The sequence below is a fragment of the Roseateles sp. PN1 genome (genome assembly GCF_038419725.1).
Taxonomy (GTDB): Bacteria; Pseudomonadota; Gammaproteobacteria; order Burkholderiales; family Burkholderiaceae_C; genus Paucibacter_A.
This window is the reverse complement of the sequence record NZ_JBCARA010000001.1, coordinates 430,712-452,085: the sequence shown is the minus strand read 5'-3', so window position 1 is coordinate 452,085 and position 21,374 is coordinate 430,712. Positions and strand designations below refer to the sequence as shown.

At 65.7% G+C, this 21,374-nt stretch carries 17 protein-coding genes; 8 read left to right on the top strand and 9 right to left on the bottom strand.

Translation table 11 applies throughout. From position 1 onward, the window contains the following. Window positions 1–196 precede the first annotated feature (196 nt). The gene (purB, locus tag AABB87_RS01715) at window positions 197–1,576 is read left to right on the top strand and encodes an adenylosuccinate lyase (protein ID WP_341969399.1); all 1,380 of its coding nucleotides are present in this window, start codon (window positions 197–199) and stop codon (window positions 1,574–1,576) included. A 282-nt stretch (window positions 1,577–1,858) separates the two neighbouring features. On the opposite strand, the gene AABB87_RS01710 is transcribed toward purB, so the two are convergent. Genes AABB87_RS01710 through AABB87_RS01695 form a run of 4 tightly spaced genes read right to left on the bottom strand, consistent with a single transcriptional unit; the run spans window position 1,859 to window position 5,661 of the window. Then, complete coding sequence (locus AABB87_RS01710; protein ID WP_341969397.1) at window positions 1,859–2,527, bottom strand: hypothetical protein; 669 nt, start codon at window positions 2,525–2,527, stop codon at window positions 1,859–1,861. Window positions 2,528–2,561: 34 nt separating this feature from the next. Further along, window positions 2,562–3,938, bottom strand: coding sequence for an ATP-binding protein (locus AABB87_RS01705; RefSeq protein ID WP_341969395.1), 1,377 nt, complete (start codon window positions 3,936–3,938; stop codon window positions 2,562–2,564). Between the two features lie 10 nt (window positions 3,939–3,948). Then, a complete protein-coding gene (locus AABB87_RS01700) occupies window positions 3,949–4,656 on the bottom strand; it encodes a response regulator transcription factor (RefSeq protein WP_341969394.1) in 708 nt (235 codons plus the stop codon). A gap of 51 nt (window positions 4,657–4,707) precedes the next feature. After that, a complete protein-coding gene (locus AABB87_RS01695; protein ID WP_341969393.1) occupies window positions 4,708–5,661 on the bottom strand; it encodes a GNAT family N-acetyltransferase in 954 nt (317 codons plus the stop codon). Window positions 5,662–5,726: 65 nt separating this feature from the next. Here AABB87_RS01695 and pyrF point away from each other — a divergent pair, with 65 nt between their 5' ends. The 5 genes from pyrF (at window position 5,727) to AABB87_RS01670 (ending at window position 13,276) form a co-directional block, all read left to right on the top strand. Beyond that, a complete protein-coding gene (gene pyrF / locus AABB87_RS01690; protein WP_341969392.1) occupies window positions 5,727–6,578 on the top strand; it encodes an orotidine-5'-phosphate decarboxylase in 852 nt (283 codons plus the stop codon). Between the two features lie 247 nt (window positions 6,579–6,825). Further along, complete coding sequence (locus AABB87_RS01685; RefSeq protein ID WP_341969391.1) at window positions 6,826–10,113, top strand: PAS domain-containing hybrid sensor histidine kinase/response regulator; 3,288 nt, start codon at window positions 6,826–6,828, stop codon at window positions 10,111–10,113. A gap of 421 nt (window positions 10,114–10,534) precedes the next feature. After that, window positions 10,535–11,005, top strand: coding sequence for a cache domain-containing protein (locus AABB87_RS01680; protein ID WP_341969390.1), 471 nt, complete (start codon window positions 10,535–10,537; stop codon window positions 11,003–11,005). Window positions 11,006–11,134: 129 nt separating this feature from the next. Then, window positions 11,135–11,614, top strand: a complete 480-nt coding sequence (locus tag AABB87_RS01675) for a cache domain-containing protein (RefSeq protein ID WP_341969389.1) — start codon at window positions 11,135–11,137, stop codon at window positions 11,612–11,614. Between the two features lie 117 nt (window positions 11,615–11,731). After that, window positions 11,732–13,276 (top strand): methyl-accepting chemotaxis protein, encoded by a 1,545-nt coding sequence (locus AABB87_RS01670; RefSeq protein ID WP_341969388.1) that lies wholly within the window; start codon window positions 11,732–11,734, stop codon window positions 13,274–13,276. Window positions 13,277–13,329: 53 nt separating this feature from the next. Here the strand turns inward: AABB87_RS01670 and AABB87_RS01665 are convergent, their stop codons facing one another. The 5 genes from AABB87_RS01665 to AABB87_RS01645 form a co-directional block, all read right to left on the bottom strand. Continuing rightward, window positions 13,330–13,782 (bottom strand): hypothetical protein, encoded by a 453-nt coding sequence (locus AABB87_RS01665; RefSeq protein WP_341969387.1) that lies wholly within the window; start codon window positions 13,780–13,782, stop codon window positions 13,330–13,332. A 110-nt stretch (window positions 13,783–13,892) separates the two neighbouring features. After that, on the bottom strand, window positions 13,893–14,270 hold the full coding sequence (locus AABB87_RS01660; protein WP_341969386.1) for a SirB2 family protein: 378 nt from the start codon (window positions 14,268–14,270) through the stop codon (window positions 13,893–13,895). A 76-nt stretch (window positions 14,271–14,346) separates the two neighbouring features. Beyond that, a complete protein-coding gene (locus tag AABB87_RS01655; RefSeq protein ID WP_341969385.1) occupies window positions 14,347–14,712 on the bottom strand; it encodes a nuclear transport factor 2 family protein in 366 nt (121 codons plus the stop codon). After that, complete coding sequence (locus tag AABB87_RS01650) at window positions 14,709–17,003, bottom strand: xanthine dehydrogenase family protein molybdopterin-binding subunit (protein ID WP_341969384.1); 2,295 nt, start codon at window positions 17,001–17,003, stop codon at window positions 14,709–14,711. The genes AABB87_RS01655 and AABB87_RS01650 overlap by 4 nt, the downstream gene beginning before the upstream one ends. Further along, window positions 17,000–17,473, bottom strand: a complete 474-nt coding sequence (locus AABB87_RS01645) for a (2Fe-2S)-binding protein (RefSeq protein WP_341969383.1) — start codon at window positions 17,471–17,473, stop codon at window positions 17,000–17,002. The genes AABB87_RS01650 and AABB87_RS01645 overlap by 4 nt, the downstream gene beginning before the upstream one ends. Window positions 17,474–17,550: 77 nt before the next feature. On the opposite strand from AABB87_RS01645, the gene ypfH reads away from it, so the two are divergent. Continuing rightward, window positions 17,551–18,303, top strand: a complete 753-nt coding sequence (gene ypfH, locus AABB87_RS01640; protein ID WP_341969382.1) for an esterase — start codon at window positions 17,551–17,553, stop codon at window positions 18,301–18,303. 234 nt (window positions 18,304–18,537) lie between these two features. Further along, window positions 18,538–21,306: an ImpA family metalloprotease gene (locus AABB87_RS01635; RefSeq protein WP_341969380.1), complete on the top strand. Its 2,769-nt coding sequence runs from the start codon at window positions 18,538–18,540 to the stop codon at window positions 21,304–21,306. The last annotated feature ends 68 nt before the right edge of the window (window positions 21,307–21,374 follow it).

The window sequence follows — 21,374 nt, the reverse complement described above, 5'->3', positions numbered from 1 at the left end:
TTGCCGCACTGGGAATTGCCATGCCCGCACCAGAATGACGTCACTGTCCTCGCGCCAGCTCTGAGGCCAGTTCCCGTCCCGCGCGGGTAGGCGGTTAAAATTCGCGGGTTTTTCCGAAGCCGCCGCCGCGCCACGGCGCCGCCACAGGCTTCGCATCCCCTCACCCCAGCTCAGTGGCCTTGCGCCGCACACCGCCATGAACAATGCCGCCGCCTCCTTCTCGATCAGCGCCCTATCGCCCCTGGATGGCCGCTACGCCTCCCGCGTGGCCGCCCTGCGCCCGCTGCTGTCGGAATACGGCCTGATGCACCGCCGCGTGCAGGTCGAGGTGGAATGGTTCATCGCCCTGTCGGACGCCGGCTTTGCCGAATTCAAGCCGCTCAGCGAAGCCGCCCGTGGCCTGCTGCGCGGCCTGGTGACGCGCTTCTCCGAAGCTGACGCACTGGCCATCAAAGACATCGAGAAGACCACCAACCACGACGTCAAGGCGGTTGAATACTGGCTCAAGGCTCGCTTCGACGCCTCGCCCGAGCTGAAGGCGGCCGGTGAGTTCGTGCACTTTGCCTGCACCAGCGAAGACATCAACAACACCAGCCATGGCCTGATGCTCAAAGCCGCGCGCGCCGAGGTGCTGCTGCCCACGCTGGACCGCATCACCACCAAGCTGGCCGAAATGGCCCACACCCTGGCCGCCGTGCCCATGCTCAGCCGCACCCACGGCCAGACCGCCAGCCCGACCACCGTGGGCAAGGAAATCGCGAACGTGGTGGCGCGCCTGCGCAATGCCCGCGCCCGCATCCATGATGTGAAGCTGCTGGCCAAGATGAACGGCGCTGTCGGCAACTACAACGCGCACCTGAGCGCCTGGCCCGAGTACGACTGGGAAGCCTTCAGCCAGCGCGTGATCGAGCAGCAACTGGGCCTGAGCTTCAACCCCTACACCATCCAGATCGAGCCGCACGACTATATGGCCGAGCTGTTCGACGCCGTCACCCGCGTCAACACCATCCTGATCGACTGGTCACGCGATGTTTGGGGTTATGTTTCGCTGGGCTACTTCAAGCAGCGCACCAAGGCCGGTGAAATTGGTTCTTCGACCATGCCGCACAAGGTCAACCCGATTGACTTCGAAAACGCCGAAGGCAACTTCGGCCTGGCCAATGCCTTGCTGACCCATCTGAGCCAAAAGCTGCCGATCAGCCGCTGGCAGCGTGACCTGACCGACTCCACCGTGCTGCGCAATATGGGCGTGGCCCTGGGCTATGCGGTGCTGGGTTACGAGAGCCTGTTGAAGGGCCTGGACAAGCTGGAAGTCAACGAAGCCGGCTTGGCCGAGGACCTGGACAGCGCCTGGGAAGTGCTGGCCGAGCCGATCCAGACCGTGATGCGCCGCTACGCCTTGCCCAACCCCTACGAGCGTCTGAAAGAGCTGACCCGCGGCAAGAGCATCACCGCCGAATCCATCCGCGAATTCATCACCGGCCTGGAATTGCCCGAAGCCGAGAAAACCCGTCTGCTGGCCATGACACCGGGCAGCTACACCGGCAAGGCTGCGGAGTTGGCGAAGAATATCTAACGATTTGAGTGACAGACCGATCGAACTTGCGAAGCAAGTGAGTAGCTCTGAGTATGCACAGTCAAGCCGGAAGGCTTGGCTCGGCTGACGAAGGACTTGCCGCGATACAAGCGGCAAGGCTGTGACCAACTGATTAGATGTCTTGAGTGACAGACCGATCGAACGAGCAAAGCGAGTGAGGAGCTCTGAGTCTGCACAGCCAAGCCGGCAGGCTTGGCTCGGCTGACGAAGGACTTGCCGCGATACAAGCGGCAAGGCTGTCACCAACTGATTAGGTGTACCTCAGCGCAACACGCCCTTGCCCAGCCACTGCGGCCACATGGCCAGGCTGACCGAACCATCCGCCACGCCGGGATCTTCGACCAGTGCAGCTTGCACCGCGGCACTGTTACCGCTGCGGGCAAACAATATCTCGGCGACAGGGCCTTCACTCAGGCGGTACCAGGCGCCGATCAGCTCAGCCTTGAGCAAGGCTTCCAGCTTGTCGGCCAGCGCGTTGGAAGACGCGGCGGCCTGACTGCTGCGCCCCAGCAGCACAATGCGCGACTCCTCAATGCCATTCGGGTCAATTCCCTCGGTGTTCAAGCCGCGGCGGGCACCGCAGGGCGTGGCGTTGACGGTCATATAGCCCTCGCGCACATATTCGTCCGGCTCGAAATAGCTTTGCAACTGCTCCCGGCTAGTCGCACGGACGAGCACGATGCCGCGCTTGATCCCGCTCGGGTCGCGCAGCGGGCCGGCGGCCAAGAGCAGACCCAGGCCAAACAGGCGCTTGAAATTGTCGATATGGCCGCGCTGCATGGCGGCCACGGCGGCCTTGTCGTCCGGCGTTGGCCGACCGCGCTCAAGAAAAATGAACCACAGCAACTCAGGTATCCGAGCCGCTGGCTGCGCCCAAGCCGCCAGCGGCAGGCTGCTCAAGCCCACAAGAACATCGCGTCGTCGCATCATGATCAGTCTCCTCGGCAGGGACGTTCGCACGGACTCAGACTGAGTCGGGATCCAACAAGACTTCGGGCTCGGGCGGAGGCAGCAAGGGCCAACTCATTTGCAAGCGCGCCCCGCCCAGCAATGGCGATGCGCCCATGCGAGCCTTGCCGCCATGCACCTCGGCCACCCGGCGCACGATGGCCAGGCCCAGTCCGAAACCGCGGCTGCCGCGCTCTTTCTCGCGGTCCAGCCGCTTGAAGGGCACGAACACGGCCTCGCGCATATTCTCGGGCACGCCCTCGCCATCGTCTTCCACCACCAGAAAGACCTGCCCGTCCTCCACCCAGGCAGACAGCGCGATGCGCGCCCGGCCATGGCGCGCCGCATTGCGCAGCGCATTGCGCAAGGCATAGGGCAGCAGACGCGCGTCGAAACGCACCGGGCGATCCAGGCGGAGATTGGTGCTGAGCTGCTTACCTTCGAGCAGGGGCACCAGACTGGCGGCCTCATGGCTCAGCAAGGCTTGCAGGTCGCCGGGCTCGCAGCTGGGCTGCAAGGCACCCATGTCCAGGCGGGCGATGGTAAGGCTGGCGTCGATCAAAGTGTCGAGCTCGTCCAGATCGCGCTCGCAGGCTTGCACGGCCAGCTCGCGCTTGCCCATGTCCTCTTCCTCGACCAAGGCGTCGATGGCGAAGCGCAGGCGCGCCAGCGGGGTGCGCAGCTCGTGGGAGACCGCACCGGTCAGCTCGCGCTGGGTTGCCAGGGCGGCAGCCAGGCGCTCCAGCGTGGCACGCGCGCCTGCCGCAATTGGGGCAAACAAGCGGCTTTCGGGCTCGGCAATCGCCAGCTCGAAGCGGCCCTCGGTCATGGCATCGGCCGCCATTTGCAGGCGGCGGATATCGCGCCAGATCGGGCGCAGAATCCAGGCCGCCAAGGCGAACACCGCCAGCGCCAGGCCCAAGCCCGCGAGCAGTTGCATCCAGACCTCGCGCGGCAGGCTGACGATGGTCTCGTTAGCCCTCGCCTCCACATTCAGCGGCCCGAGGCGCAGCACCTGAAAGTCAGCCTCGGCCTTGGCCGTATTCGGCAGGGCCGCGTAGATGCGGCGATTGAAGCCGAGCACCACCAACTCGCCACGCGCCAGGGCGGCGCGGTGGGCCGGATTCAACTCGGCGCCGGAGACGATGGTCACCGGATACGAGAACTGATCGTCCAGCACCTGCACTCGAGCCCGGCGCTGCTCGGTCGACAAAGGCCCCAGCTCGGCCACCAAGATGTCCACCGTGCCGCGCATGAAGCGGCGTACATAGTTGTCGGTGACGCCATTCACCGCCAGGCTCATCAGGCCTTGGATCAGCCAGACCAAAGCCAACGCCGCCAGCCCCAAGCCCAGCGCGACCCGGGTCATGGGCGAGCGTATCTTCATCGGCATGGCCGCAGCCTCAATCCTTGGCGAAAAGATAACCTTGCCCTCGCACGGTCTTGATACGCTCGGCGGCTTGCGCGTCGTCGCCGATCTTCTTGCGCAGGCGCGAAACGCGCGCGTCGATGGCGCGGTCCAGGCCGTCGAATTCGATGCCGCGCAGGCCTTGCATGATGTCTTCGCGGGTCACGGTGCTGCCGGCGCGTTCGGCCAGGAAGAGCAGCAAGTCGTACTCGGCCGTGGTCAATTCCACCGGCGCGCCGGCCACACGCACATCGCGGGCCGAAGGTTTGATCACCAGCGCGCCAAAGCGCAGCTCGTCCGTGTCGGCAGCGGAAGCGCTGGGCGCGTCGCGGCGCAGCAAGGCCTTGATACGGGCCAGCAGCACGCGCGGTGCCACGGGCTTGGTGATGTAGTCGTCCGCGCCGCCTTCCAGGCCCAGCACCTGGTCGATATCGTCGTCCCGCGCGGTCAGCATGACGATGCGGCCGGCGAACTGGGCGCGCGTATCGCGCAGCACGTCGAAGCCGTCCTTGCCCGGCAGATGACCGTCCAGCAAGACCACGTCAAAAGCCTCGGCACGCATCAAGGCCTCGCCGTCCAGTCCGTTGACGCAGTGCGTCACGGCATAGCCGCTCTTGCGCAAGGCCTCGGCCACCAGCTGGGCCAGACGTTCATCGTCCTCGACCAACAAGATCCGTGCGGCTGCAGTGTCTTCCGTATTCATCACTTGTGTCCCATCAAAACCTGTCAACTATTGTGCCTGTCCGGGCCTGCCTCAACGCCCGTGCGCGCCGGCCAGCGCAGCAATCTTCCAAGCCCTGCCCTGGCGCAGCAATTGAATCGACTGCAAGCCCTCGCTCGCAAAAGCTTGCCCGGCGTCACAGCCGCTGATCTGCACGTTCAACCAGGCGTGAGCGAGTTGGCCATGCCGTTCCAGGCGCAGGCTGCTGATGTGCTGCTCATACTCGGTCCAGGGCCCACCCGGCCCCAACAGCTCAGCCCGCTGACGCATGAATTCGCGCAGGCTGATGCAGCCCGAGGCCTCCCCCTCACCCAGGCTGATGGCGGCCCGGCCCAGCATCCAAAAAGGCAAGGCCGAGACCTGGGGCACCCGTCCCTGGCCATTGTTGAATGCGCTGCTGAAGCGCTGCAGCAAGGCCTGAATCTGGGCGTCCTCAGCGCGGCCATCTGCGCTGCCCTCTGGGTTGGTCGCTGTGCTGGTGTCCTCCCAGATGAAGAGCCGGCTCAGGCCTGGATTGCCCTCCAGCGCCACATCCTCCTGATGGCGAAAGCCTATGCTCTGCAGCACTTTCTGTGAGGGCGCGTTGTCCAGCGCGGTGCTGGCGAACAGGCGCTGCTGCCCCAGCACGTCCCGCGCATAAGCCAAGCAAGCCGCAGCCGCCTCACGCGCATAGCCCTGGCCCCAAAAACGCGGCAAGAAGGCATAGCCGATATCGGGCGCGGGCAGATAGTCGCGCTGCAACAAACCGCACATGCCCAGCACCTGGCCATCGCTGGCGCGCTCCACCGCCCACAGCCCCAGGCCGCTGGCCCAGTAGCCGGCAAAGAGCTTTTCCTCCATCCAGCTTTGCGCCGCAGCTAGGTCGTGCACACCGGGGTCGCGGATGTTCTTGATCCACGAGGGCTCCAGCAACTGCGCCAGCACATAGGGCGCGTCACTGCTCTCAAACCAGCGCAGGCGCAGGCGTTCGGTCGTCAATACCAGCATCGAGAAGGCAAACCCCTGTCAAAAACCCGGACAATATGGCACTTCAACTGCGCCCATCATCGCCCATGAATTTCATCCAGCAACTCCACCAGGCCGAAACTCTCAACGACTCGCTGCTGTGCGTGGGCCTGGACCCCGAACCCGCCAAGTTCCCTGGCGCCTGGAAGGGTGACGCCGGGCGCATCTACGACTTCTGCGCCGCCATCGTTGACGCGACCAAGGATCTGGCCCTGGCCTTCAAGCCGCAGATCGCCTACTTCGCCGCCCACCGCGCTGAAGATCAGCTGGAACGCCTGATGGCCCACATCAAACGCGTGGCACCCAGCGTGCCGGTGATTCTGGACGCCAAGCGCGGCGACATCGGCTCCACCGCCGAGCAATACGCCAAGGAAGCGTTTGAGCGCTATCAGGCCGATGCGGTGACGCTCTCGCCCTTCATGGGCTTTGACTCGATTGAGCCCTATCTGCGCTACCCCGACAAGGGCGCCATCTTGCTGTGCCGCACCTCCAACCCGGGCGGCAGCGACTGGCAGAACCAGCGTCTGGCCGATGTGCCCGGCACGCCCAAGCTCTACGAACACCTGGCCCGCTTGGCTCAGACCGACTGGAACAAGAACGGCCAGCTCGGCCTGGTGGTGGGCGCCACCTTCCCGGCCGAGATCGCCCGGGTGCGTGAACTCGCCCCCACCCTGCCCCTGCTGATCCCAGGCGTAGGCGCGCAAGGCGGCGATGCCACCGCCACGGTCAAGGCCGGCTGGCGCGCAGGAATTGGCGGCCAGCAAGGCCAAGGCGGGCCGGTGATGGTCAGCTCCTCCCGCGCGGTGCTATACGCCAGCAGCGGCAATGACTTTGCTGCCGCCGCCCGCCGCGTTGCGTTGGACACCCGCGAGTTGCTGAACCAGGCTCGTCGCGCCTAAGCGACCCAAAGCCACGGCGCGGCGCGGCCAGTCCAAACGCCGCGCCAGCCCTGAGCCTGCCCCCCTCAGGCGGGTGAGAACTAATGCGCAAATCCCTAGCGATTGCTGAATTACCCCCGATTTCAGGTGCTCTACCGATGGTCGCGCCGGCCTAAGTCAGGGGAAACTCCGCCCCGAACGGGCTCATTGCTCGCTCAATGAACCAGGAAGCCGCTCACTATCGGGCGATTCAGTCGACGAGGGCGGAGTGAGTAGAGCAGATTCCCAGGATGATTTGAGCAGCCTGGTCGGGCAAGACCTGACACCGGCGGATCAACAAGCGCGCCTTGAGCATGGTGTGCGCTGGCGCTCGATCCGGCTGTTCCTGAGCGTCGGCTCGCTGATCTTGAGCCTCAGCACCGTGATGTTGCTACTCAGCCGCTCGCCAAATGAACACCTGGGGGGCTGGTTGCCGCCTGCCCTGGCGGGCACCCTGGCCCTGGGTTGCGCCCTGTGCTACTGGCGCATGCCGCGCCGCTACGGGCGGCAGGCCATGATTCTGCTGATGGCCGGCATCTTGTTGGTGACCGTCAGCATCTCGGTGTCGCGTGACCTCGGCACCCATTCCATCACCCTGGCCATCACGGGCCTCTTGATCGCCATGGCCACTGGCATGCTGGGCCTGCGCGCTGGCTTGGGCCTGGCGCTGCTGGCGGGGCTGTCGCTCGCCGGCCTGAGCTGGGCCGAGGCCCTGGGCTGGGTCACCAGCCAATCCGCCAATCACACCCTGGGCGTGCGCGCTGCCGCCCAACTCATCAATCTGCTCACCGGCTTGCTGATCGGCGTGGGGCTCTTGCGCATCGTTGAACGCGGCTCGCGTGAGGCGATGGAGCGCAGCGCGCGCTTTCGCGGCCTGCTCAGCATGGCGGCCGATTGGTACTGGGAGATGGACCGCGAGTTCCGCTTCACCCATCTGGCCGAAGAAAAGCCCGGCCGCTCCGGCCTGGACCTGCAGGCTCGCCTGGGCAAAACCCCCTGGGAATTGGGCGAACTGGCGGCGCAGGATGACGATATCGATGCGCACCGCGCCGATCTGGAATCGCACCGGCCTTTCCACGGCGTGGTGGCAAAGCGCCTGGGCTTGGACGGAGAGCCGCGCTACGTCTCGATCAGCGGCGAGCCGCGCTTCGATGCGCACGGCAACTTCCGGGGCTACTGGGGCGTGGGCCGCGACGTCACCGATGAGGTCAATGCCGAGCAAGCCATCCAGGCCACCGAGACCCGCTACCGCGAGTTGTTCCGCCGCTCGCCCTCGCCGCTGGTGCTGCACCGTTGGGGTCGGGTCATTGACGCCAACCCCGCCGCCATGGCCATGTTCGGCTACACCCAGCGCAGCTCCATGGTGGGCCAGGATTTGTACTCGCATTACGAGCCGGGCGACGACGAACGCGCCCGCCAACGCGCCGCCAAGATGGAAGGCATGGCCGTTGGCGCCATGCTGCCGATGGCCGAATTCCGCCTGCGCACCCTGTCACGCCGCCGCCGCCTGGTCAGCGCCACCAGCGTGCGGGTGGACGCCGTCAACGGCCCGGCCACGCTGAGCTTTTTCATTGACCAGACCGAGCAGTCGCGCGCCCAGGAGGCGCTGCGCCGCTCCGAGGCCCTGCTCTCGCATCTGGTGGCCACCAGCCCCGATGTGATCACCCTGACCGAGCTGGCCACCGGCCGCTACGCCATGGTCAACAAGACCTTTGAGCGCTTGTCGGGACACGCCATCGAGGAAGTACTGGGCCGCACCGCCGAAGAGCTCAATGTCTGGTTTGACCTGCAAGAGCGCGAACGCGTGCTGGACGCGATTCGTGCCCATGGCCGCGTCTCCGAGCACCCGGTGACCTTCCGCAACAAGGCCGGCGAGCCGATCTCCATGGTCATGTCGGCCGCGCCCTTCGAAATGGACGGCGAGCATTACCTCGTCATCAACGCCCGTGACGTCACCGACACAGAACGCTCACGCCTGGTTCACCAGGCGATTCTGGAGAACGCATCCATCGGCATCGCCCTGACCCGCGACCAGCGCTTTGTTCTCGCCAATCGCTGGGTCGAGAATATGTTCGGCTGGCCCCAGGGCGGCATGGTCGGCCAGAACAGCCGCGAGGTCTGGCCCAGCGACGCGGAGCACGCCGCCATCGGCGAAGAAATCGGCCCGCGCCTGGCGCAAGGCGAGCAAGTCGAAATCGAGCGACCCATGCGGCGACGCGACGGCAGCACCTTTTTGTGCCGGCTGTTGGTCAAGGCTGTGGACCCCACCCACCCGAGCCGTGGCGGCACCATCTGGATCATGGAAGACGTCACCGAGCGCCGCCGCGTCGAGGCTGCGCTGGCCCAGGCCAAGGACGATGCCCAGGCCGCCAACCGGGCCAAGAGCGCTTTCCTGGCCAACACCAGCCACGAGCTGCGCACGCCGCTCAACGGCCTGCTGGGCCTAGCGCGCATGCTGCAAAAGCCCGATCTGGCCGAGCCCACCCGGCGTGAATACCTGGACCAGATGCTGGACAGCGCCGAAAGCCTGTCGGGCCTGATCTCCGACATCCTCGATCTCTCCAAGATCGAAGCCGGCCGGCTCACGCTGGAAGCCGCCCCCTTTGGCCTGCGCGAGATGCTGGCCACCATGCGCATGGCCTATCTGACGCTGGCCAATGCGCGGGGCCTGAGCTTCGACATCAATATCGAAGCCGCCGTGCCCGCCTGGGTGATGGGCGATCAAACGCGCATCCGCCAGATCCTCAGCAACTACCTCAGCAACGCCCTCAAGTTCACGGCCAGCGGCTCGATCGCGGTGCAGGTACGCGCCAAGGCCAGCGAGCGCATCCGCATCGAGGTCACCGACACCGGCCCCGGCATTGCGCCGGAACTGTTCGAGCATCTGTTCCAGCCCTTCACGCAGGCAGACGAGTCCACCACCCGGCGTTTTGGCGGGACCGGCTTGGGCCTGTCCATCTGCCGCGAACTGGCCACCTTGATGGGCGGCGAAGTCGGCCTGCAAAGCCAGCCCGGCGAGGGCTCCACTTTCTGGGCCGAGCTGCCGCTACCGGCCGCCGCCACGCCCATCAGCAGCCGCCCCCGCGAGGCCACCGACAACCGCGACCTGCAAGGCCTGCGCGTGTTGATGGTGGAAGACCACCCGGTCAATATGATGATTGCCGTGGCCCAGTTGCAGCAGTGGGGGCTGGAAGTCTCGCAAGCCAATGACGGCAGCCAGGCCGTCGAGGCGGTGCACGCCGCCGCCAGCATGGGCAAGCCTTTTGACGCCATCTTGATGGACGTGCAAATGCCGGTGATGAGCGGCCACGAAGCCACCCGCGAACTGCGCAAACGCTTCAATGCCGAGGAATTGCCCATCGTCGCCCTGACGGCTGCCGCCCTGGTATCCGAGCGCGACGAAGCCCTGGCCGCCGGCATGAACGAGTTCCTGACCAAGCCGATTGATGCCCCGAAGCTGCGCGCCACCTTGGTGCGGCTGATCGGGCACCGGGACAACGACCAGACGCGTCGCTGAAGCCTGCATGCAGGGTGCCAGCTGCCTCACTGCAGCTTGGCGCCTGCCCTCTTGATAGCCCCCTATAACCCCGCCCTTGCACCCTTCATTGGCCAAGGCGCGGCGGCCAAACGCCAGCGCCTTGGCACAAAGGCAGCGGCCTGAGCCGGAGAAATAGGCCCACTTCAGGGCCAACAGGCCAGCTTGAGCGCGGCGAACTCGGCCGAAGATGGCTCGGTGACAGGTGAGATGCAAAGCGCCGACGGCGTGAACTGCTGCATCAAATATTGATGTACGGCATGCCCCGGCGCGCCAATCGGCCTACTATCAATTGCGCCGGCCGTGCACGCCGGGCCGATGTCGGCATGGCTGATGACGAAAGTTGCAGCCGGCAGTCTGAGACCCGCTCCACCTGGCGCTCAAACTCAAACAGGAGACACCGATGACATTCTTCAGCGCGTTCAAGAAAACTCTGCATTTGATGCTGGCAAGTCTGGTGATGGCAGGCGCCGCCCAGGCGGCCGACCAAGGCACTGCGGCCGAAGCCGAGGCCATGGTGAAGAAGGCCGTGGCCTATATCAAAACCAATGGCGCAGAAAAGGCCTACGAGGAATTCACCAACGGCAAGTCCTTCAAGGACCGCGACCTCTACATCATCGTCTACGACCTGAACGGCAAGAACCTGGCCCAAGGCGCCAATCCCAAGCTGGTCGGCAAGGACTTGATCGGCCTGAAGGATCCGGACGGCAAGCCGCTGATCCAGATGTTCATCGACCTGGCCAAGACCAAGGGCAAGGGCTGGGTGGATGGCTACAAATTCCTCAACCCGGTGTCGCAAAAGATTGAGGGCAAGGCCATGTATCTCGAACGCGTGGGCGACACCCTGGTCGGCTGCGGCATCTACAAGAACTGAGGCCTGCGCATCGTGGCGCGATGAAGCCTGCGCCGCCGATGACACAAGTCGCCCCCAGCTGCCCCGAGCCCGCCGAAGAGCGGCGCAATGGCAGCGAACCCCAAGCCAAACAATATTCGGAGACAAGCCATGAACACGATTGCAATCCTGAAGCGCCTGATGAGTGCTGGCCTGACGGCACTCTTGATGAGCGGTGCAGCCCTTGCCGCACCGGCCGCCGAGCGCGGTAGCGCCGCCGAAGCAGAGGCCATGGTCAAGAAGGCCGTGGCCCTGATCAAGGCCAACGGTGCGGACAAGGCCTACGAAGAATTCACCAATGGCACGTCCTTCAAGGACCGTGACCTTTACGTCTTCGTCTACGACATGACGGGCAAGAACCTGGCACACGGCGCCAATGCCAAGCTGGTGGGCAAGGACCTCAGCGCCCTGAAGGATCCCGACGGCAAGCTGGTCTTGCCTCTGCTCTTCGAGGTGGCCAAAGGCAAGGGCAAGGGCTGGACCGAGGAATTCAAATTCCGCAACCCGGTCAGCCAGAAGCTGGAGCCCAAAGTGGTTTACGTCGAACGCCTCGGCGACACCTTGATTGGCTGCGGCATCTACAAGAACTGAGTCCCGCTGTGACGAGTGCTCCGCAACCCTTGCTGAGCACTGTCCCGCTGCCGCCGCTGCCGCCGCTCAAGGCCCGCAGCGCTTCCATTTGACTTCCGCCACTGCCGGAGCCCGCTGATGAATTTACGCGATATGAAAATCGGACCGCGCCTGGGCCTCGGCTTTGGCGCCATTTTGTTGGCCGCCATTGCCATGCTGGTGGGCGCCATGCTCAGCAACGGCAGCAGCCGAGCGGCCTTGCTCGACACCCTGCAGCGCTCCGCCGCCCAGCAGGACATGGCGGTCCAAATGCACAACGCCCTGCTCAGCAGCGCGGTGGCGGTGCGCAATATGGGCCTGCAGACGGAAGTCAGCGGGGTGCAAAAAGATGAGGCCGAAGCGAAGAAGCAGCGCGCCACCTACCTCGCTGCCAAAGCCAAATTGGAAACCACCGATCTGGGCGCGGAAGAGAAAGCCATCTTCGCCCGCCTGGCCGATATTGATAGCCAGATGGACGCGCAGTTCAAAGACGCCGTCGACCTCGCCGCCCAGTTCAACACCGAGCAAGCCGCCAAAGTCATCACCAGCAAGATCGACCCCTTGCTCAACAAGGCCGTGGCCGAACTGCTGGCCTTCATCGCCCTGCAGAAGCAGCACGGCGAGCAAGCCACCGAGCAAGCCAATGCAAACAACAGCACCACTGTCGGCGTGATCAGCATGGCCGGCGCCCTGGTGCTGGCCATGGCCGCACTGATGGCCTGGCGCTTGACCGTCAGCATCACCCAGCCCCTGCAAACCGCACTGGCGGCGACCGCACGGGTGGCCAATGGCGACCTGGTCAGCCCGATTGAGATCAGCGGCAAGGACGAAGCCGCACAACTGCTGGGCGGCCTGCTGGAGATGCGCGACGGCCTGGCCCGCATGGTGAGCGAGGTGCGCAGCGGCGCCGAGAATATTTCCACCGGGGCGAACGAGATTGCCGCAGGCAATGCCGATCTATCGCAACGCACCGAAAGCCAGGCCAGCAATCTGGAAGAAACCGCCGCCTCGGTCGAGCAACTCAGCGCCACCGTCAAGAACAATGCCGAAACCGCGCGTCAAGCCAATGGCATGGCCAGCTCCGCCAGCACTGCGGCCGTCAAGGGCGGTGAGGTGGTGGGCCAGGTGGTGGCGACGATGCAGGAAATCAGCGCCTCGTCGAAGAAGATCTCCGACATCATCGGCGTCATCGATGGCATCGCTTTCCAGACCAATATCCTGGCCCTGAATGCCGCCGTCGAAGCCGCGCGTGCCGGTGAGCAGGGACGCGGCTTTGCCGTCGTTGCCAGCGAGGTGCGCAGCCTGGCCGGTCGCTCGGCCGAAGCCGCGCGCGAGATCAAGACCTTGATCGGCGCCAGCGTCGAGCGGGTCGAAGTTGGCAGCCGCCTGGTCGGCGCGGCCGGCGAGTCGATGGGCGATATCGTCAGCCAGGTCAAGCATGTGGCGACCCTGATCAGCGAGATCAGCAGCTCAGCGCATGAGCAGACCAGCGGCATCAGCCAGATCAATCAGGCCATCACCCAGCTCGACCATGTGACGCAGCAAAACGCGGCGCTGGTCGAAGAAGCCGCTGCTGCGGCCGAGAGCCTCAATGGCCAGGCCGCGCGCATGGTGGAAGTCGTCAGCGTCTTCAAGCTGCACTGAGCTTCGCTGCGGCGGCAGGCTTCACCCGACTGCCCCGCAGTGAGCGCCTAGGCTCAGGGGCAGATCCACAGCAGCAAGCGTTGCCCCTGTGCCAGGGCCGAGGCCGCGAACGCCGCCAACTCGGCCAGCAAAGCCTCCAGGTCCAACGCCAGCACCGGCTGGCCGCGCGAGGTTTCCAGCGCCTGCCAGTTGCTGGCGTGCTCGGCAATCTCTTCGAGCGACATCTGGGCCATCAGCAGGCTTAAATCTTCCGGCAAAGCCACCAGCCAGGGGTCGCCCTCCACGCTGTCGGGCGAAGCGCCCAGGCGCTCAAAACCCTTCAGGTAGTCGGCCAGCGCGCGCACCTCGGCGGGCTGGCGCATCAGCACAAATCGCAGGCTGGCCCATTGGGCGGGCGTGATGGCGGGCAACTCCAGTGTCGACCAGACATTGGCATGACCTTGGGTGACAAGAATCGCCGAAGCGTCATCGGGAGAGGCGGCAATCAGATCTGTGAGCATGGGCATCGCGCCCCGACGAGGCAGGGCGTTTCGAGATTGGCAAAGCGCTGGATTGTCCCTTGTTCACGCCTGGGGTGCCGAAGCCGCTTCAGCGCGGCTCTGCAGGACCCCGCCCTTTACAGGCCCAGCAAGGGCTCGCGGGTGTAAGACAAACCCATCATGTAGGCCAACATCAGCAGCGCGCCCAGATAGGCCAGGCTGCGGAACTCACCCCGGCCCATGGCCAGGTAGGCGCAGACGGTGTAGCCCACCAGCGACAGCAACTTGAGCGCGAGCCAAGCATCCCGAAATGGCGAAAAGTACAGCAAGGCCCACAGACTCAGACCCGAGACGGTCAGCAAGGTATCGGCGCCGAAGACCAGCACGCTCCACCGGCTGTCCAGCGGCCACTCGGCACCGAACTGCACGGCCAGGCCGCGCACCATGAACAGCGTCATGCTGAACCAAGCCAGTGCAGCGTGGGTGTCACGCATGCCCATATAAAACCAATCCATTCGCTTGCTCTCCCTTTCCCTTCAGCTTGGCCATGGCGGCGGGCGCTGTCAAGCGCAGCCGCAGCGCTGCTCTCACTCAGTCCAGCGTGATGGCGCCAAACACAAACCAGGCCCGCGGAATTCGACCCGCTTGCACCTGATAGCAGGCCACCAGTTCCATGCTGCCCGGGCCCTCGGGGAAAGTGCGGCGGATGCGTTCGTGGTCGATGACGATCTCGCCCGCGCAGATGCGGTTCAGCAGCGCGGCGTGCAGCAGCGGGTCAGCAAAACGCAGCGCAAAGCGCTCGCGCAGCTGAGCCGATCCTTGGGCCAGCAGCGCGCCGCTGACTTGGTCGAAATGCTGCGCATCGTCGGCATAGATGCTCAGCAGTCGCTCGATGTCCTTGGCGTTATAGGCATCTAGCTGGGCTTGAACAATGGCTTCGGGGGTCAATGCATTCATCTGGCTGGCAAGGTCGAGGGCATATTCAGTGGCAAGCGCCGCAAGCGCTGACCGGTCAATGCAAATAAGGCATTAGCCAGCGCCGGTGCCACCGGCGGCAAGCCGGGTTCGCCCACGCCGGTGGGCGGCAGGGTGCTGGGCATCAGATGGGTGTCGATCTGCGGCGTTTGCGCCAGGCTCAGCAGCGGGTAGTCGGTGAAGCTGGTCTGCTGCACCACGCCGTCCTGAATATCGATGCGACCGTACAGCGCCGCCGTCAGGCCGAAAATCACCGCGCTCTCGATCTGCCTTGTCACGATGGCCGGGTTGACCACCACGCCGCAGTCCATCGCGCACACCACCCGGTGCACGCGTGGCTTGCCCTCTTGCAGCGAAACCTCCACGACCTGCGCCACGATGCTGCCAAAACTCTTGTGCAAAGCCAGGCCGCGAGCCCGCCCTGCGGGCAAGGCCTGACCCCAGCCGGCCAGCTCCGCCGCCTTGCTGAGCACGGCGGCATGGCGCGGCAGATCGCCCAGCAAGCTCAGGCGGTAAGCCAGCGGGTCGGCCCCGGCGGCGTGGGCCAGCTCATCCACAAAGCTCTCGGTGAAGAATGCGTTATGCGAATGCCCCACCGCCCGCCACATGCCGATGGGCACGCCGCTGTGGGTGGCGAGATGGGCGATGCGTTGATGCGGCACGGCGTAGGGCTGGTCGAACAAGCCCTCGCTGGCGGTTTTGTCGGGCGGGTCGATGGGGCCGCTGAGCGCAGGCAAGACCCGCTCCATCCAGCGCGGCGTGATCGCGTCGCCGGCGCTGCCCAGGCCCAAGGCCAGCGGCTTGCCATCCTCCGCCAAGGTGGCTTGCATGTAGGCGGCCGCGGCGGGGCGGTAGAAGTCATGCCGCATGTCCTCCTCACGCGACCACAGCAGCTGCACCGGCAAGCCGCCCATGTCCATGGCCACGCGCACGGCCTGGCCCACATGATCCACATCCAGACGGCGCCCGAAACCGCCGCCCAGATACTGCACATGCACGGTGACGGCCTCCTCCGGCACGCCGGCCACCCGCGCGGCCAAGGCACGGGCAAGACCTGGCACCTGGGTGCCGACCCAGATCTCGACCTTGCCATCCCGCACCTGCGCCGTGCAGTTCATCGGCTCCATGGTGGCGTGGGCCAGATAGGGCGCTTCATACAGCGCTTCAATCTTCTTTGGCGCGGCGGCCAGGGCCTGTGCAGCGTCGCCCTGCGCGCTGAACACAAAGCCTTGGCTAAAGGCATTGCGGGCTTCGGCTGCCAGCGTGACGGCAATGGCGGCGGAGTTCAAAGCGCCAGCCGGGCGCTGCTGCCAGTTCATCTCAACAGCTTGCAAGGCGCGCAAGGCCTGCCAGCTGTTGTGCGCCACCACCGCCACTGCCGCCTGCCCACCGGCGATAGGCCCCAGCTGCACCACGCGCAGCACGCCGGGCTGCTGCAGCAAGGCATTGACGGGAATGGCGCCGGGCGCACCGCCCAGCATGGGCGCATGCATCACGGCGGCAAAAACCTGGCCGGGCTGGCGCACATCGATGCCGAATTGCGCGCTGCCATTGACCTTGGCCGGCAGGTCCAGGCGCGGCGCGGCCTGGCCAATCAAGCGCCACTGCGCCGGCTCGCTGAGCTTGACCTCGCCGGGCGGCGTGGCCGCAGCCTCCTTGGCCAGTTCGGCAAAGCCGGCTTGTGGCCCCGAGGGGTGGCTGATCAAGCCGTCTTGCAGCTGCAGCTCTGCCAAAGGCAGCTTCCAGCGCAGCGAGGCCGCGCCCAGCAATTGCTGGCGCGCCGTGGCCGCGGCCCAGCGCAAGGGCTCCCAGGCATCGGCCACGCTGGAGCTGCCGCCCGTCGCGTTGATGCCCAGCTCGCGCGCCAGCTTGGCCATGCTCCACTGCGCCAGGCGCACCGGCCGCGTTTGCTGGCCCGGCTCTGTGCTGCGGGCACTCAGGGGCAGGCTGTCGACCAACATGCTCACATTGCCGTACAGCGACTCATGGCCGGCCGCAATCAAAGTCACCCGCGCCAAGGGCAGGCTCAGCTCCTGAGCCACCAGCTGCGCCAGGGCGGTGTGCACGCCCTGGCCCATTTCGCTGCGGTGCATGGCCAGCAAGACATCGCCATTGGCGGCGATCTTGATCCAGCCATTCAAACCGATGCCGCCCGCCACGCCGGCCAGGGTGTTGGCATTGCCCAGGCGGCTGCGCGGCGGCATGGCGCCCCAGCCCACCAACAAGGCCGCCGCGCCGCTGAGGCCGCTGATCAAAAGGGTGCGGCGCTTCACTTCTTGCCTCCGGCCATTTTTTCTGCGGCCTGATGGATGGCGGCGCGCACACGGGGATAAGTGCCGCAGCGGCAGAGATTGCTGATGGCGGCATCGATATCAGCATCGCTGGGCCGGCGATTCTTGGCCAGCAGGGCGGCGGCGGCCATCAACATGCCGCTTTGGCAGTAGCCGCATTGCGGCACTTGCTCGGCCAACCAGGCCAGTTGCAAGGCATGGGGCTGGGCCTCGCTGCCCAAGGCTTCGATGGTGGTGATGGCCTTGCCTTGCACCGAGGCCAGTGGTGTGACGCAAGATCGCGTGGCCACGCCATCCACATGCACGGTGCAAGCGCCGCAAGCCGCGATGCCGCAGCCGAACTTGGTGCCGGTGAGGTTGAGCCCATCGCGCAAGGCCCAGAGCAGCGGCATGGCCGGATCACGAGCGTGCTCGGGCAAGGTATGCGGCTGACCATTGACGTTCAAGTCCATGCGTTTTTCTCCTCCAGGGCTGTGCAGCATAGCGGAGCGACAATTCGACCCCTGACTCCCCCAGAAAAGCCTTCACCATGAGTATTGATCACCCCGCCAACGCCACGCCAACCCCGCCGGCCATCGTCCATCTGCCGGCCAGCGGCGCCGTTGATCTGTGCTTTGTGCTGCTGCACGGCGTGGGCGGCGATGCGGCCAGCATGGCGCCGCTGCGTGAAGCCTTGAGGGAGCAGTATCCGCAGGCCGCGCTGGTGTCACTCAACGGCCCCGAGGCCTTGACCGATGGCGGCCAGGCCTGGTTCGATGTGCAAGGGCTGGATGCCGACACGCTGCTGCAGCGCCTGGACGCCGCCCTGCCGGCGCTGGTGCAACGCATCCAGGCCTGGGGCCAGCATTTCGAACTGAGCTGGGAGCGGGTGGCCCTGGCCGGTTTCTCGCAGGGCGCCACCATGGCGCTGGAAGCGGTGCAGGCGCAAGACCAGTTGGCGGGCCGGGTGCTGGCCTTCTCGGGCGGCCATGCACGCGCACCGCAACACGCCCCCAAGGAAGTCAGCCTGCATTTGCTGCACGGCTTGGCGGATGAATTGGTGCCCTACCAGCCGGTGGTGGCCATGGCCCGCACCCTGGTGGCCCTGGGAGCCGACGTGACAGCTGATGTGCTGCCCGAGGTCGGCCATGCCCTGCACCCCAAGCTGGTGGCGCGTGGCATGGAACAGCTGCGCACTTTTGTGCCGGCCCGCGTATGGCGCAGCGCCATGGAGGCAGCGCAGGCGCAGAAGGACCAAGAAGAGGAACAGACGCAGGCCGACGGCACCAAGCCGCAAGCCTGATTTCAGACCACTTGTCGGCATACCCCCCTCATTTAAGGGGTGTGGTCGCCTGCGAAATTTGCGCCTTCCATGAAATACCGCACGCTTGAGCCGCAAGGCCGCCGGCACGGCTAGCAAGCGCCAACATCCGCCACGCCAGAATTCCCGGCCCGCCAAAATCCAGTCCGCGTCCGGCCTGGTGCGCAGCAGGCCGCTCACCCGCTTCCCCGGGTGAGATTCCTTGGAACAGGCGTAATGTTGAAAATCAAAAAGACGACGGGAGGCCTCGCGGCCCTGGCTGCAGCGCTGCTGCTCGCGGCCTGCGGTGGCAGCGGCGGTGGCGGCACCACGGACAGCGGTTCCGGCAGCGGCACACCAACAAGCCCAACTCCCCCCGCACCAACAAGCGCCGAGGCCCGGGTGGCCCAAGCCCTCAAGGATGGCAGCGCGGCCGGGCTACAGAGCGAGCACCGCGCCACCCTGCTGGCCCAGGCCAGCGCCATCAGCCAACGCCTGACCACGCGCCCGGCAGCAGTGCTGGGCAGCCTGTACAGCGCCGGCGGCAAGGCCTTGGATCTCACGCTCAACCACAGTAGCGACAGCATCACCATTAGCCCGATCAGCCGGGTTGAGGCCATGCCCTACATCGTCTCGGACAACGGCAGCGGCATGGCCGCGCTGGTCGAGGTCGGCCCGGGTCGCGCCATGGCTTATGGCGCCGATGTGCTGGCCTGGATGGCGGGCAGCACACGCGAGCAGCAACACCTGCCCCTGTTCACCCGCGCCTTCACCTGGACCGTCACCGGCGCGGCCGAGGGCAGCCTGCCCGCCACGCTGAAGTACGCGGTGGCCGGCTACAACAGCGCCACGGTCAAGTCCTTCATTACCCGCCTGGGCAAGACCGCGCAAGACACGGCCTGCACTATTGCCACCGACAACAGCTGCTGGCAAGGCGCCGACCTGCTGGTTTTCGGCGCCGGCGTGGCCGATGACGGGCGCTTGCAAGCCCGCGTGGCCAGCTATCTGGCCGCGGGCAAGCCGGTGATTTATATGCACCCGAACTGGATCAACTCCGACCCCGGCCGCGCGGTGCTGGCGGCGATGAAGATGGAGATGGGCGGCTACCCCGGCAACTACTTTGCACCCAGCGCCGGCGTGGCGGTGGGCGCGGGCCGAACAGCAGCGCAGAGCTTGGCCAACGCCAGCTCCCTGCAAGCCCTGAGCGACACCCTGGCCATGCTGGGCAATGACGCGCTGCAGCTGGACTTCAGCGCCAACACCGCCCCCACCGACGCCATCACCCGTGTGCATAACGAGCTGGCTAGCTACCAGTCGCGCGGCGTCAATGTGTTCCAGACCCCGGGCTTGGAGCTGTATGGCTTGTTGACCCTCTACGCCGACCTGCTGCGTCCCAGCATCAGCTACGGCAGCATCGACAAAGCGGCCGCACCGGCCACCTTCTTGCGCACCTACGCCTCGGACTCCTGGGTGGTCTACAACCGCAGCACTACCACCACCGCCACGGCCGGCCAGGGCGACTACATGCCCGCCGCCGCCCAAGCCCTGGCCGTGGCCAGCGACTGGGAGGACATCGAGGTGACGATTGCACAAGGCAGCGGCAACACCCTGATTGGCCGCGGCGCGGTGCCCGCCAAAGGCCTGCAGGTGCAGGTGATGGATGCCGCCGGCGCCAAGCTGGGCCTGCAAACCAGCTATCTGCGCGCCTGGGGCAATCCGCTGAGCGACAAGAACTACCCGCGCCCGCGCCGGCCGCATTCCTTCAACCTGCCCTTGCCGGCAGTCGGCAGCAGCCTGGACTTCGTCAGCCCCTTCGGCGGCCCCTTGATGCTGAGCTATAGCGGTGCCACGCCGGGCAGCGTGGTCAAGCTGCGCATCAAGGGCAGCGCCAAATACGCGCACTTTGACTTCAGCCGCGGCAGCATGAGCGATGCCGACATCGCCGACGCCGTGGCCGCCCTCAAGCGCGCCGACTTCGGCTGGCAGACCAATAAGTTTGTCGGTGGCGAGATCCAGCAGACCATCAAATACGCGCAGTCGGTGATCGGCAACAAGGATCCCAAGGCCTATGTGGTCGATCAGCTCAAGGGCGTTCTGTTCGACAGCAATCACATCGCCAACGGATACAGCAATATGCCCATGGCCAGCGGCGTGCAAGCCCTGTGCAGCCAATTCGGCTGGACCTGCGACGGCAATCTGCACCGCGCCCCGGGCGTGCAGCATTTTGTCGGCTGGATCGCCACTTGCGGCTATCTCTGCTCAGGCAACCCGTCAGACGGCTTTGCTGGCGTCGACGTCGGCTGGGGCTGGGCCCATGAGCTGGGCCACAACACGGTGCAGCGGGTGATGCACATCACCCCCGACGGCAGCAATGGCTGCGTGGTCGAATGCGATAACAACATCCTGGCCAGCGCCACCATGCTGCGGGGCACCCGCGTGCTGGGCACTGATCTGGGCGGCCACACCCTCGACTACCCCAGCCTGTACGCCGCCATCCTCGCCAACCGCGCCACCGGAGGCACCGATGCCCAGCGCGAAGCCGAGATGACGGTGCGCCTGTGGAGCCAGAGCTCCCAAGACCTGATGCGCGGCGTGCACTTCCAGCTCGCCTTTCTCTACACCCAGTACCGCAGCGGCCTGGCGCAGCCCGACACCGACCGCACCCTGGAGTTCCTGACCCTGCTGACCAAGGGCGACCGCCTGGTGGACAAGGCCTGGGACCCGGCCAACAAAGGCCGCTACGCCATGGGCCGCTATGCCGACAACAAGATCAGCAACCACGAGCTGCTCTATGTACTGAGCTCCAAAATCATCGGCCGCGACCTGCGCAAGTTCTTCGCCATGTACGGCATGCCGCTCAGCGCCACCGCCCTGGGCTCGGTGGCCGACCTGGGCCTGCCGGTGGCGCCGCTGCAGTACTACGCCATCCCTGCGGGCAAGTACAACCAGCCTGGCACCGGCAAGTGGCTGGACATCGACGCCAGCTCGCCGGCTTATCCCTTCTGATTGATACGCTGAGCGCGGCCGCCAGGGGCCAGCAGGCAAGACCTGACCCCCTGACCCTGCATGGCCAG

Coding starts and splice junctions, on each gene's coding strand:
- AABB87_RS01695 (WP_341969393.1), bottom strand. CDS start 5,661: ATGCTGGTATTGACGACCGAACGCCTGCGCCTGCGCTGGTTTGAGAGC.
- purB (WP_341969399.1), top strand. CDS start 197: ATGAACAATGCCGCCGCCTCCTTCTCGATCAGCGCCCTATCGCCCCTG.
- AABB87_RS01670 (WP_341969388.1), top strand. CDS start 11,732: ATGAATTTACGCGATATGAAAATCGGACCGCGCCTGGGCCTCGGCTTT.
- AABB87_RS01675 (WP_341969389.1), top strand. CDS start 11,135: ATGAACACGATTGCAATCCTGAAGCGCCTGATGAGTGCTGGCCTGACG.
- AABB87_RS01705 (WP_341969395.1), bottom strand. CDS start 3,938: ATGCCGATGAAGATACGCTCGCCCATGACCCGGGTCGCGCTGGGCTTG.
- AABB87_RS01660 (WP_341969386.1), bottom strand. CDS start 14,270: ATGGATTGGTTTTATATGGGCATGCGTGACACCCACGCTGCACTGGCT.
- AABB87_RS01635 (WP_341969380.1), top strand. CDS start 18,538: ATGTTGAAAATCAAAAAGACGACGGGAGGCCTCGCGGCCCTGGCTGCA.
- AABB87_RS01665 (WP_341969387.1), bottom strand. CDS start 13,782: ATGCCCATGCTCACAGATCTGATTGCCGCCTCTCCCGATGACGCTTCG.
- AABB87_RS01645 (WP_341969383.1), bottom strand. CDS start 17,473: ATGGACTTGAACGTCAATGGTCAGCCGCATACCTTGCCCGAGCACGCT.
- pyrF (WP_341969392.1), top strand. CDS start 5,727: ATGAATTTCATCCAGCAACTCCACCAGGCCGAAACTCTCAACGACTCG.
- AABB87_RS01710 (WP_341969397.1), bottom strand. CDS start 2,527: ATGATGCGACGACGCGATGTTCTTGTGGGCTTGAGCAGCCTGCCGCTG.
- ypfH (WP_341969382.1), top strand. CDS start 17,551: ATGAGTATTGATCACCCCGCCAACGCCACGCCAACCCCGCCGGCCATC.
- AABB87_RS01655 (WP_341969385.1), bottom strand. CDS start 14,712: ATGAATGCATTGACCCCCGAAGCCATTGTTCAAGCCCAGCTAGATGCC.
- AABB87_RS01700 (WP_341969394.1), bottom strand. CDS start 4,656: ATGAATACGGAAGACACTGCAGCCGCACGGATCTTGTTGGTCGAGGAC.
- AABB87_RS01680 (WP_341969390.1), top strand. CDS start 10,535: ATGACATTCTTCAGCGCGTTCAAGAAAACTCTGCATTTGATGCTGGCA.